Source organism: Pseudovibrio sp. WM33 (assembly GCF_001623165.1).
In the GTDB taxonomy this organism is placed as follows: domain Bacteria; phylum Pseudomonadota; class Alphaproteobacteria; order Rhizobiales; family Stappiaceae; genus Pseudovibrio.
Map to the genome: position 1 here is coordinate 20,154 of NZ_LMCK01000111.1, position 11,734 is coordinate 31,887.

Below are 11,734 nucleotides of genomic sequence, written 5' to 3' on the forward strand. Positions count from 1 at the left end.
CTATTGGTCTTATTTGAGCAAACAATAAGGCCAACACGTTTAAGCATGCCGGATTTTAAAAAGCAGATTTTATAAAATCCCGAGCTATCCCTGATCAGAAGCCGGCCTCAGGAGCCGGCTTCTGAAAGCAGTAAAAGCCTGAGTTATGCAGCCAGATATTCATCTGTGCTGACAACTTTGCCATACGCAAAGGCCAGGGATGCCATAAACGCGCCATGCACGTATTTCGCAGGAATAGTCTCGCCGTTGTGTTCCATATCCAATGTCGCACAAGCATCACCAATAATGGTTGCTGTGTATCCCAAATCAACCGCGGCACGAACTGTCGCATCAATGCAGTTGTGAGACATAGAGCCAACGACGACCAGATGCTCAATGCCCTGCTCATCCAGCAATTCTTTCAGATTGGTTTCCAGAAAGCTATTTGCAAACTGCTTGGTTACGAGCGGCTCACCATCCTGAGGCAACACATCATCATGAATTTTAACACCTTCGGTGCCTGCGTTGAAGAACAGTGCATTACCTGCTTCAACCACATGCTGAATGTGAATGATCGGAGTTTTCTTGCTACGGCTGTCTTCCAACAAACGCTTTACATTCTGAGCAGCTTCAACCTGCCCATCCAGCTCCCAGGCGCCACCGGGGAAATAGTCGTTCTGAACGTCAACAATAACCAGTGCGGATTTAGACATTTGTGCCTCCATAGATTTGCTCTTGTCGGCAACAAACCTAATCAACACCTCCAATCAGCTCGATTGGCATATACGACATAAAACATGCTATAATTGCCATATGATCAGATCAGAGACACATCATCCTATCGGCATCCTATCCTACACCGGCGCACAACTCTCAGCGGTTTATGGGCTAATCGATATGTTCCACGCTGCCAGCAAAAGCAATGCCAGCAGCATTGAGGCAACCGTGCTTCACGAAAATCAGATCAGCTCAATCGGAGCCACTACCTTCTCGGCGATTATCCTGCCTCCCTGTCTGGTCGATGATCACCCGACCGTCTCACCAGCACTCGTCCAATGGCTCAAACATCAACATGAGCATGGTGCAATTCTCTGCTCAATCTGCGTCGGCGCAATGCTGCTCGCCGAAACAGGCATCCTCGACAACAGGCCTGCCACAACCCATTGGGCAATCACTGAGGATTTTGCAAAGAAATACCCTTTGGTACAGCTCGATACTGACAAAATGATCGTCGACGAATGCGACATCATCACCGCAGGCGGCATCATGGCATGGACCGATCTGGGCCTCAGGCTGATTGACCACTTCATCGATCACACAACCATGCTCGAAGTCTCCCGCAGATTTCTCATCGACCCAGCCGGGAGAGAACAGAAAAACTACAGCCGTTTCTATCCTAACTTCACACACGGTGATCAGGCTATTTTGAAAGCCCAACATTGGCTTCAGACCACCTATAAGCAAAAACTGACAGTACCCGAAATGGCAGAAAAAGCCGGACTGACAGGACGGACTTTCCAAAGACGGTTTGAAGTCGCCACAGGGCACACACCAAACACCTATTTACAGCAACTCCGCATAACCGAAGCACGCCAGCAGTTGGAGCAGACCAAACGGTCTTTCAACGAGATCGCATGGGAAGTCGGCTACGAGGACCCAACAGCTTGCCGCCGCGTGTTCATCAAAACCACAGGCCTCAGCCCTGGTCAGTATCGCCAAAAATTCGGATATCAAAGCTCAGCAACTTAATGCGGCTGGGTCAAAAACTCATCCGTCGAAACAACCGCCGCGTTGGAAAAGATGAGAGAAGCCATAATTGAGGCCTGCACATCATCCACGGACACTTCACGCCCACGGAACTCCATACAGCTCGCAGCGCAGGCATCGTAAACAACAGTAACCGGATATCCGAGGTCTAAGGTCGCTCGTGCTGTTTCAACAATACAGTACTGGGTCATGGAACCGCAGATCACCAGATCATCTATCTTATGGTCTGTCAGCAACGCTCGCAGGTTCGTCCCCTCCAAAGCATTAAAGTTGTATTTGATTACGACCGCCTCATCAGCTTTCGGCCAAACCATCTTGTTGATCTCAGCACCAAAAGACCCTTCTGCCATGTAAGGCGATTTTGGATCTTTGTAGACATGCTTGATGTGTATTACGAACTCGTGGTGCTCTCTGGCGTCTTTCAAAAGCTCAACAATATTCCCGGCAGCTTCCATTTGCTTAGGCAATTCAAACTTGCCACCTGGAAAATGATCGTTCTGGCACGCGATGATGAGCAAAGCAGTGTTATGCGTCATACCCAACCCTCTACAGCGCATCCCTGCTGGACTGGTTCAGCTTCACATGGGAAACGCCTAACAAGCCTGAGAGCCTGCTTTGTAGGAACTCTTGAACAGAGCAGACCCTAGGAAAAATTTACCAGCTGCATACTAGGAGCCAAAGTATTTAGGTGACGCGCACACAAACAGTCGGATTTTAGAAAACTCGGAGGGTAAACGACTAGCTATGACGCTCTGCGTGTGCCTTGATGATAAATCATAGACCACTGCTCACCTTCAAGTTTCCAAATAGATGTCCGCTGTGTCTCATTCTCAACAATGCTGTAAAACACCTGAACGAGATTTTCGCTTAACTTACGCAAGCGAAAATTCTCAATTGTTCTGACCGGATAATCCGTCGCCTCGCTCGGAAGCTCAGCGAGGACCTGCGCACGATCATACATCCGACCACTCGCACCAATCTCAATGAAGTCTGCGTGCAGCAGCAACTCAAGTTGCTTCCTCGATCCACGAACCGTTGGGTCGAGAAGTTGGTTTTCAAAAGGTAAAAGTAATGCTTCGCACGACGACAAGCTAAGTAATCGGTCAGCTCCAAACTTCTCATTGAACCAAACACCTAACCACAAGCCAAGTAGGATTAACCCAAACTGTGGGATCACCCAATTGGCGTCAAAGTCTACACGAAGATTTTTAGCAGCTTGCATCTCAAGCAAATTGGATGACCCAAGGTAGCTAACAAAACCTTGCAACGTTGATAAACCAACAAAGCACAGAACGCCCAATTGCATTAGAAGTCTTACATTTGGCTTGGCATTCAGATCTTCATTTATTTTGAAGCCAAGCAAAAAACCTGCAACCATGCCCATTGACCATGCAGATTTCCAAAACGACAACGTCTCATCGACGAACTGAATGACCATCAAATTGAAGGTAAAGATAACTACGAGCATAAAGACATAGGACGCAATAAACTTAGTAACACCTTGAAGATAAAACATTTTTAAATCCAAAATTGTAATGCATGCACAAACTAATCTGCGAACGACCCACAATCACTAGCCAAGCATCCTCAATCAAAAATTAGCTCGCTGTTTTTACGTGCTTTACAGCAAACCATTGACCTACAACCAACCCCAAAGCGGCACAAAATGCCATGCCTAAAAAATGAAGCAATAGCAATAGCAATAGCAATAACATCAACCCAAAAGAGACAGATAAATCAATCCCAAATCCAGAAAACAGTACGGCAACCAAACCAAATATAAAACGCGCTATGAAGTCCAAAGGGGTTTGACTAAGAGGACTAACGATCAATAGTTCTCGCTCAAATCCCGCGAAATCAAAGCCATTTCCAACAAGACCACTATTACTTACATACTGCTCAATAATATGAAGAAGAATGGTACTGTCGGTAGCTTCCTTAAAAACTAGAACAGACAAGTAAGCACATGCTGAACAAGCTAATGCCAACTTACACAAGTCCTTAGTTTTGATTTTTTGATGGTTTGAACGAAACAGATCAAATCCGATAATAATACCTGAAATCACCAACAAAATCGTAGGAAGGCTATTAGCTCTGATTGCAACACCAAACAGCTTTTGAGTGTAATGTAAAGCCAGCCAAATGCTCAAATAGAGCAAGATATACACGATCCCATATGTGACTGCCGTTTTTTCAATTCGCCACAAAGGCCTAGCACTTGGCATGCATAAATTCCTCACTCTGAAAACAGTGCGCATAAACACATGCAATTTTAGGTTTAGTCAAGTGAACACTAAATGCACTTTGTAAATGAGCCTTTTCTAGGCCTCTATAAGTCTGACATCATTAAGTTCCATGAGAATAAAAAAAACCCGGCGCCTCTCGACACCGGGTCTCTCAATTCTTGCAATGTTCTCAGCGTTTAGCCGCCGAAGTCGTCCAGCATGATGTCTTCACGTTCCACGCCCATATCAACCAGCATGTTGATCACGGATTGGTTCATGATTGGAGGACCACACATGTAGTACTCGCAGTCTTCTGGCGCAGCGTGGTCCTTCAGGTACTCGTTGTAGAGCACGTTGTGAATGAACCCGGTGTAACCGTCCCAGTCATCATCTGGCTGCGGATCAGAAAGCGCCACATGCCATGTGAAGTTCGGGAATTCTTTCGCCAGCTGGTCGAAGTCCTCAACAAAGAACATCTCTTTCTTGGAACGTGCACCGTACCAGAAAGTGATCTTACGATCGCGGTTCTCAAGACGCTTCAACTGATCGAAGATGTGCGAGCGCATAGGCGCCATACCAGCACCACCACCGATGAACACCATTTCCTTGTCGGTTTCGCGAGCAAAGAACTCACCAAACGGACCGGAAATCGTCACCTTGTCACCCGGCTTCAGGTTGAAGATGAAGGAGGACATCTTACCGGCAGGAATACCCTGAGTGCCCGGAGGCGGCGACGCCACACGAACGTTCAGCATGATCATGCCTTTTTCGTCCGGGTAGTTTGCCATGGAGTAAGCGCGTTCAACTGGCTCATCCACGATGGACTCATACTGCCAGAGATTGAACTTGTCCCAGTCTCCGCGGTACTGCTCTTCAATATGGAAGTCAGTGTACTTCAGCTTGTGCGCAGGGGCTTCAATCTGAATGTAACCACCAGCACGGAAGTTCACGTCTTCGCCTTCAGGCAGGTCCAGAACCAGCGACTTAATGAAGGTTGCAACGTTCTCGTTGGAGCGAACAGTACACTCCCACTTTTTCACGCCGAACACTTCTTCAGGCACTTCGATCTTCATGTCCTGTTTCACAGCAACCTGACAGGAAAGACGGTCACCGCAGCGTGCTTCACGCTTGGTGATATGGCTTTCTTCAGTCGCCAAAATAGAACCGCCACCCTCGTGCACTTTCACGCGGCACTGGGCACAGGTACCACCGCCACCACAAGCGGAAGGAACGAAGATTTTCTGATCGGCCAGAACGTTGAGAAGCTTGCCACCCGCAGGAACGGAGAGCGTCTTCTCACCATTGATACTGATCTGAACATCACCGGATGCAACCAGCTTGCTGCGTGCCATCAAAATGACGATCACCAGCGCAAGCACGATCAGAGTGAAGAGCGTAATGCCCCAGGTAAAGTCTTGCATCTACTCGTCCCCTTACAGCTTCACGCCTGAGAAAGCCATGAAACCCATAGCCATCAGACCAGCAGTGATGAAGGTGATGCCAAGACCCTGCAATCCATCAGGAACATCAGAGTATTTCAGCTTTTCACGCACACCAGCCATTGCAGTAATCGCCAGCGCCCAACCAATACCGGAAGACACACCATAAACAGATGCTTCACCCAGATTGTAGTCACGCTCCACCATGAACAGAGAACCCCCCATAATCGCGCAGTTCACCGTGATCAGCGGAAGGAAGATACCCAGCGCATTGTAAAGCGCAGGGACATAGCGATCGAGGAACATCTCGAGGATCTGTACCACAGCAGCGATAACGCCGATGTAGGAGATCAGACCCAGAAAGCGCAGATCAGTGCCTTCAAGCCCAGCCCATGCCAACGCATTGTCATTAAGCAGCGTGGTGTAAAGCACGTTGTTGATTGGCACAGTCAGCGCCTGCACAACAACAACGGAGATCCCCAGACCCAGCGCAGTCTCAACCTTCTTGGAAACCGCAAGGAACGTACACATTCCAAGGAAGAAGGAGAGCGCGAGGTTCTCGATAAAGATCGCCTTGACGGCGAGGGAAAGAAGCCCTTCCATAATCAGTGAGCTCCCTCAGTTTCCATGATTTTATAGTCGCGCTTCTCAACCTGTGCAGGCTTCCAGGTACGGAAACCCCAGATCAGTAGGCCGATCACGAAGAACGCAGACGGAGGCAGCAGCAGCAGGCCGTTTGGCACATACCAGCCACCGTTGTTCACGGTCTCAAGGATCTGCACACCAAACAGAGAACCTGAGCCAAGCAGCTCACGAACAACACCAACCAGCAACAGGATCAGGGAGTAGCCCAGACCGTTACCGATACCATCAAGGAAAGATGGGATTGGTGGGTTCTTCATCGCGTACGCTTCCGCACGGCCCATCACGATACAGTTGGTGATGATCAGACCAACAAACACGGAAAGTGTCTTGGAGATCTCGTAGAGATACGCCTTCAGAACCTGATCAACCAGAATAACGAGAGACGCAATAATCACCATCTGCACGATAATGCGGATAGAAGACGGGATCTGGTTACGCAAAAGAGAGATGAAGAAGTTGGAGAACGCTGTCACAAGCGTCACCGCAATCGCCATCACCAGCGCAACCTTCAAGGAAGAGGTTACCGCAAGCGCGGAACAGATGCCAAGAACCTGAAGCGTGATCGGGTTGTTATCGACCATCGGGTCCTTGAGCATGGACAAGTCTTTGCCAGCCATTACGCCTCTCCTTTTTTCAGATTGTCGAGGAAGGTCTTGAAGCCCTGCTCGCCCATCCAGAATTTGACGAGGTTGTCGACACCACGGGATGTCAGCGTTGCACCTGCAATCGCATCAATGTGGTGTTTGGAGCCATCAATACCCGCTGGAGCAGATTTGCCGACACCGATGTCCACGGACCCGTTATCGCCATAAACCAGCTTGCCCGGCCACTGTGCCATCCATTTTGGATTGTCTACTTCCGCACCAAGACCCGGGGTCTCGCCGTGGGAGTAAAAGCGCAGACCATACACTTCATTGCCATCAGCATTCAGAGCGATGAAACCATAAAGCGTGGACCACAGACCGTAGCCATGCACTGGCAAAATGATACGCTCAATCTTGCCTGCATCATCGCGCAACAGATAAACTGAAGCCAGTTTAGCCTGACGTTTGATGGATGCCGGATCATTATCCAAAGCAATGGAAAGAACCGGATCTTTCGCAGCAGCGCGCTGGTCATAAGTCGCAGCGTCGGCCGCATCAGAGAACTTGCCAGTTGCAACATCAACAAGCCGCGGCTCAAAGGCACCAAATGCCTTTTCAACGTCGACACCAGCTTCATAAAGACCAGCAACCTTGAGGATGTTGGTTTTCTTATCCAGCGTTTTGTTGATTTCCTGCTGAGGCTTAAGCAGCACCGCAGCACCGGAAACAATCATCGAACAGATCAGACACAGAACCACAGCAACGGTAATCGTACGCGGAGCAGAGTCCAGAGGCATCGCATTGAAGCGCGCCCAAAGACCTGTAGGAGCTGTTGTGTTTTCAGCGTTAGGCATGGCGCTTCATCCTCCGTGTGATGTTCGCCTTCACAACGAAGTAGTCGATCAGCGGAGAAAAGATATTGCCGAACAAGATTGCCAACATCATGCCTTCTGGGAAGGCCGGGTTGATGACACGGATCAGAATGCACATCACGCCAATCAGGGCAGCGTAGATGTAACGGCCCGGATTTGTCATCGCAGCAGTCACAGGCTCAGTCACCATGAACACCAGGCCAAACATGAAGCCACCAGTGACAAGGTGCCAGTACCAAGGCATTGCAAACATCGGATTGGTCTCAGAGCCAATCAGGTTCAGCAACAGGCTGAAACCAATCATGCCCGCCAGACAACCAAGAATGAGGCGATAGTTTGCGATACCCGTGGTCACCAGGAACACACCGCCAAGAGCAATAGCAATCGTGGAGGTTTCACCGAAGGAACCCTGAATGGTACCGACGAAAGAGCTCATCCATGTGATGCCATTTGCTGCCAGTCCCTGCATGCCGTCAGAGGCAGCAACACCCAATGCAGTCGCACCGGAGAAGCCATCAACTGGCGTCCACACTGCATCACCAGACATAGCTGCCGGATAAGCAAAGTAGAGGAATGCACGGCCAACAAGCGCCGGGTTCAGGAAATTTTTGCCTGTACCACCAAACACTTCCTTACCGATCACCACACCAAACGCGATACCAAGACCAACCTGCCATAGCGGCGTAGAAGCTGGAAGGATCAGCGTGTAGAGCATGGAAGAAACAAAGAAGCCTTCATTCACTTCGTGCCCACGCACAATGGCAAAGAGCACTTCGAAGATGCCGCCGACACCGAGCGTTACGATGTAAATCGGCAAGAAATACAGCGCACCGTGCGCCATGTTGGCGAAGATGCTGTCCGGGTTAAAACCGATACCCAGCAGAGAGAGAATAAACGCTCTCCAGCCAGCAGGCTCAGTAATACCCATTGCAGCCAGTGCAGAGTTTGTCTGCAGGCCAGTGTTGTACATGCCAAACAGGATCGCAGGGATCGTCGCCAGCACAACATACGTCATGACACGCTTCAGATCAGCGTGGTCACGAGCGTGCGGCGCAACGCTGGTCACTGTTTTTGGAGTGTAGATGAAGGTATCCACCATCTCATAGACGGCGTAAAACTTCTCGTACTTGCCACCCTTTTCAAAGAGCGGCGCAATACGATCAAACTTATCGCGCAAGCTCACGGGTTAGCCCTCTTTCTCGATTTTATCAAGATTTGCACGCAGCGCAGCTCCGTATTCATTCTTGGAATGGCAGATGAAGGTGCATAGCGCCAAATCTTCTTCGTCCAACTCCAAAGCGCCAAGTTTCTGCGCCATGTCAGTGTCCAGCACCATTAGGGAGCGGAGCAGCTGAGTTGGAAGAACGTCGAGCGGCATGACCTTTTCATAGGTACCCAATGGAACGATTGCCCGGATGGAGCCGTTCTTGTTTGTACCAAATGGGAACTGCAGCTTGGTGCGGAAGAACCCGGAAGGATGCACATTAAGGTTGGACCACTTCGTCATGAATGGGCGAACCCAGCCAACAACGTCTTGTTTGTGGTCTTCTTCCATCAGCGTCACCTGAGTGTGGTAACGGCCAAGGAAGGCAAACTGGTCGGCAGCAATAGTGCCGGAAAGGACGGACCCGGAAACGACACGAGCTGGAATGCCCGGTAGTGTTTCACCAGCCAGCAGATCATTCAGATCCGCACCAATGCGAGTTGCTACGAGGCGCGGCTTGGAAGCCAGCGGACCTGCAACAGAAACAATACAGGAGACATCCAGTTCACCTGTCAGGAACAGATTACCGATTGCGATGACATCCTGATAACCGATGGTCCAGACTGTCTTGCTTTCATTAACCGGATCGAGGAAGTGAATGTGAGTACCCGCATTACCTGCTGGGTGCTTACCTTCAAAACTTTCCATCTGCACACCAGCAACGCTTGCACCCGGAAGGTTATCCTTCGGGCTGTGGCATACGAATGTGCGGCCATCGGTTAGTTTAGAGACAATCTGAAGCCCAGCTTCAAACGCGCCAGCATTCGCATTGATGATAACACCAGCATCCGCAGCAAGCGGGTTGGTGTCCATCGCAGTTACGAAAATGGAACGCGGCTGCGTTTCAAAAACCGGAACCTTGGAGTATGGGCGGGTACGGAAGCTTGTCCAAAGACCAGACTTGGCGAGTTGCTCACGAACGACAGATGCGTCCAGAGTTGCCAAAGCGCTGTTTTCAAACTTTGAGAAAGCGATCTGTTCTTCGTTACCATCATCCAGTTTGATGACGATGGTTTCCAGAACGCGACGTGCACCACGATTGACTGCTTCAATAACGCCAGCACCCGGAGCAACATAGTTGATTTCAGGAGAGCGTTTGTCATTGAAAAGAGGCTGACCCTTTACGACGCGATCGCCTTCAGCAACCAACATACGCGGCTTCAACCCGTTGTAATCCCCGCCATTCACTGCAACACGGCGAACCTCTGGACCCTTGTGGATCTCTTGGTTCGGAGCACCGGTGATCGGCAGATCCAATCCTTTTGTAATCTTCATCCCTTACCCTGTCAGGCTTCTTATAGGGCAAACCACTAGATGTTCACGGGAGTATCTACGGGTAAATGATGCTAAGTCATTCTGCTAGTTACAAAATGCCGCGCATGCGGATTATTGACTTTGACAAGTCGAACCGAGATAAATCCCCCCACGGACCGCAATTTCAGCAACAAAGCCCGAGCATTGCTGAACGTCACTCATCCATGGCTCCGGTTAGGAGTAACCGCCCGCATACCATTAAAGTGCGTTGCGGTCAGCTATTCCTACGGATTTATGCGGGCCAATACCCTGATATACCGCAAATTTCAATAGGGATTCGTGACATTGACGTAACGGCAACAAGGCTGTTTCGCGAAAATTTTATCTCAAATAAGTTTTCCCCTATGTTTTCACGTGCACGTAGTACCACCTACCAATTTCTTCACCATCATCTATTGCTGATCTTTGCGACAGCAGTATCAAACCCTATTTAACTTGACAGAAAACCAGAATAAGCCGATTACGCGGGGAAATTAACAAACTCTGAGGCCTAAATGCGCTTCCTCATTACAGCTCTCGTACTCATCTTTGTCACAGCATGTGTACCCAATGAGAAAAGTCGCGAAGAAATCATACTTCACGGCAAAACCATGGGCACTACATTCAATGTCAAAGCGATCAAAGGGTCGTCTTCTGTAACCAAACAGGAACTGCAGCAGCAGGTTGACGAGGCTCTGGTTGGCGTCAACAAGGCCATGTCCAACTGGGACAAAAACTCCGAGATCAGCCGCTTTAACCGCTCCACCAGCACCGAATGGACGCCAATCTCTCGCGATTTCAGCATCGTGATGCAAGAGTCGTTGCGCATTCATAACCTGACAGCCGGTTATTTTGATGTAACGCTGGCACCACTCATTGAGCTATGGGGCTTTGGTACCAAGCAGGACACCCCTCCCCAGCCAAGCCCGCGCGAAATCCGCAACGCTCTTGAGTCTGTCGGCATGAGCACCATGCTAGAGTTTGAGACCGATCCCCCGGCACTGCGTAAGGTCAACACGGATACCACCGTCAATCTCTCCGCAATCGCAAAAGGCTTTGGCATTGACAAAGTTGCCTCTGTTCTGGAGCAAAACGGCATTGACGAATACCTCGTCGAAATCGGTGGCGATCTGGTCACCAAAGGTAAAAATTCAAAAGACGAGCCATGGGTCGTCGGCATCGAAAAGCCAGACTCCGCAACGCGTACAGTTCAGCAAATCGTACGAGTGAGCAACAAAGGCATGGCGACGTCTGGCGATTATCGCATATACAAGGAAGTGGGCGGCAAACGCTTCTCACACATTATTGATGCTGCATCCGGGCGCCCGGTAACGCATAAACTTGCATCGGTAACTATAATTGCTGACAATGCGATGCGCGCTGACGGTCTGGCAACAGCCCTCCTTGCAATGGGAGACAAGCGCGGCATGGCTCTGGCAGAGCGTGAAGGGATTGCCGCATTCTTCATCGTTCGTGAAGGCGACCACTTTATCACCCGGTCTTCCAGCGCGTTCAGAAAATTCGAGCAGTCTGCAGAGAAATAACGGAATATCGAAATGGCAACTTTCATCATCGCGTTTATCGTGCTGGTCCTGGTCGTAGCAGGAATGGCTATTGGCGCCGTTTTCAGAAACAAGCCGATCACTGGCAGCTGCGGCGGCTTGAA

The 11,734-nt window shown here is 49.8% G+C and carries 12 protein-coding genes; 2 read left to right on the plus strand and 10 right to left on the minus strand.

The window, feature by feature from the left end; genetic code table 11:
• Positions 1–143: 143 nt before the first annotated feature.
• Positions 144–692, minus strand: a complete 549-nt coding sequence (locus PsWM33_RS20200; protein ID WP_063301441.1) for a cysteine hydrolase family protein — start codon at positions 690–692, stop codon at positions 144–146.
• Between the two features lie 100 nt (positions 693–792).
• Here PsWM33_RS20200 and PsWM33_RS20205 point away from each other — a divergent pair, with 100 nt between their 5' ends.
• On the plus strand, positions 793–1,728 hold the full coding sequence (locus PsWM33_RS20205; RefSeq protein ID WP_063301432.1) for a GlxA family transcriptional regulator: 936 nt from the start codon (positions 793–795) through the stop codon (positions 1,726–1,728).
• Here the strand turns inward: PsWM33_RS20205 and PsWM33_RS20210 are convergent.
• From PsWM33_RS20210 to PsWM33_RS20250, 9 genes are all read right to left on the minus strand, one after another.
• Positions 1,725–2,282: a cysteine hydrolase family protein gene (locus PsWM33_RS20210; RefSeq protein WP_063301433.1), complete on the minus strand. Its 558-nt coding sequence runs from the start codon at positions 2,280–2,282 to the stop codon at positions 1,725–1,727. The two genes, PsWM33_RS20205 and PsWM33_RS20210, sit on opposite strands and share 4 nt — an antisense overlap.
• A gap of 206 nt (positions 2,283–2,488) precedes the next feature.
• Positions 2,489–3,262 carry a nuclear transport factor 2 family protein gene (locus PsWM33_RS20215; protein WP_153039979.1) on the minus strand — a complete coding sequence of 258 codons (774 nt, stop codon included), beginning with the start codon at positions 3,260–3,262 and terminating at the stop codon, positions 2,489–2,491.
• An 82-nt stretch (positions 3,263–3,344) separates the two neighbouring features.
• Positions 3,345–3,971 (minus strand): hypothetical protein, encoded by a 627-nt coding sequence (locus PsWM33_RS20220; RefSeq protein ID WP_063301435.1) that lies wholly within the window; start codon positions 3,969–3,971, stop codon positions 3,345–3,347.
• A gap of 197 nt (positions 3,972–4,168) precedes the next feature.
• Positions 4,169–5,392 (minus strand): NADH:ubiquinone reductase (Na(+)-transporting) subunit F, encoded by a 1,224-nt coding sequence (gene nqrF, locus PsWM33_RS20225; RefSeq protein WP_063290459.1) that lies wholly within the window; start codon positions 5,390–5,392, stop codon positions 4,169–4,171.
• Between the two features lie 12 nt (positions 5,393–5,404).
• Positions 5,405–6,013, minus strand: a complete 609-nt coding sequence (gene nqrE / locus PsWM33_RS20230; RefSeq protein WP_057465438.1) for an NADH:ubiquinone reductase (Na(+)-transporting) subunit E — start codon at positions 6,011–6,013, stop codon at positions 5,405–5,407.
• A gap of 2 nt (positions 6,014–6,015) precedes the next feature.
• Positions 6,016–6,672, minus strand: coding sequence for an NADH:ubiquinone reductase (Na(+)-transporting) subunit D (locus tag PsWM33_RS20235; protein WP_057465439.1), 657 nt, complete (start codon positions 6,670–6,672; stop codon positions 6,016–6,018).
• Positions 6,672–7,493 (minus strand): Na(+)-translocating NADH-quinone reductase subunit C, encoded by an 822-nt coding sequence (locus PsWM33_RS20240; protein ID WP_063301436.1) that lies wholly within the window; start codon positions 7,491–7,493, stop codon positions 6,672–6,674. Before PsWM33_RS20240 ends, PsWM33_RS20235 begins: the two co-directional genes overlap by 1 nt.
• The gene (locus PsWM33_RS20245) at positions 7,486–8,694 is read right to left on the minus strand and encodes an NADH:ubiquinone reductase (Na(+)-transporting) subunit B (RefSeq protein WP_063301437.1); all 1,209 of its coding nucleotides are present in this window, start codon (positions 8,692–8,694) and stop codon (positions 7,486–7,488) included. The genes PsWM33_RS20240 and PsWM33_RS20245 overlap by 8 nt, the downstream gene beginning before the upstream one ends.
• A gap of 3 nt (positions 8,695–8,697) precedes the next feature.
• A complete protein-coding gene (locus PsWM33_RS20250) occupies positions 8,698–10,050 on the minus strand; it encodes a Na(+)-translocating NADH-quinone reductase subunit A (RefSeq protein WP_063298713.1) in 1,353 nt (450 codons plus the stop codon).
• 533 nt (positions 10,051–10,583) lie between these two features.
• On the opposite strand from PsWM33_RS20250, the gene PsWM33_RS20255 reads away from it, so the two are divergent.
• Positions 10,584–11,612 carry an FAD:protein FMN transferase gene (locus tag PsWM33_RS20255; protein WP_063298714.1) on the plus strand — a complete coding sequence of 343 codons (1,029 nt, stop codon included), beginning with the start codon at positions 10,584–10,586 and terminating at the stop codon, positions 11,610–11,612.
• Positions 11,613–11,734: the final 122 nt, after the last annotated feature.

Coding starts and splice junctions, on each gene's coding strand:
- nqrE (WP_057465438.1), bottom strand. CDS start 6,013: ATGGAAGGGCTTCTTTCCCTCGCCGTCAAGGCGATCTTTATCGAGAAC.
- PsWM33_RS20240 (WP_063301436.1), bottom strand. CDS start 7,493: ATGCCTAACGCTGAAAACACAACAGCTCCTACAGGTCTTTGGGCGCGC.
- PsWM33_RS20255 (WP_063298714.1), top strand. CDS start 10,584: ATGCGCTTCCTCATTACAGCTCTCGTACTCATCTTTGTCACAGCATGT.
- PsWM33_RS20215 (WP_153039979.1), bottom strand. CDS start 3,262: ATGTTTTATCTTCAAGGTGTTACTAAGTTTATTGCGTCCTATGTCTTT.
- PsWM33_RS20220 (WP_063301435.1), bottom strand. CDS start 3,971: ATGCCAAGTGCTAGGCCTTTGTGGCGAATTGAAAAAACGGCAGTCACA.
- nqrF (WP_063290459.1), bottom strand. CDS start 5,392: ATGCAAGACTTTACCTGGGGCATTACGCTCTTCACTCTGATCGTGCTT.
- PsWM33_RS20250 (WP_063298713.1), bottom strand. CDS start 10,050: ATGAAGATTACAAAAGGATTGGATCTGCCGATCACCGGTGCTCCGAAC.
- PsWM33_RS20235 (WP_057465439.1), bottom strand. CDS start 6,672: ATGGCTGGCAAAGACTTGTCCATGCTCAAGGACCCGATGGTCGATAAC.
- PsWM33_RS20205 (WP_063301432.1), top strand. CDS start 793: ATGATCAGATCAGAGACACATCATCCTATCGGCATCCTATCCTACACC.
- PsWM33_RS20210 (WP_063301433.1), bottom strand. CDS start 2,282: ATGACGCATAACACTGCTTTGCTCATCATCGCGTGCCAGAACGATCAT.
- PsWM33_RS20200 (WP_063301441.1), bottom strand. CDS start 692: ATGTCTAAATCCGCACTGGTTATTGTTGACGTTCAGAACGACTATTTC.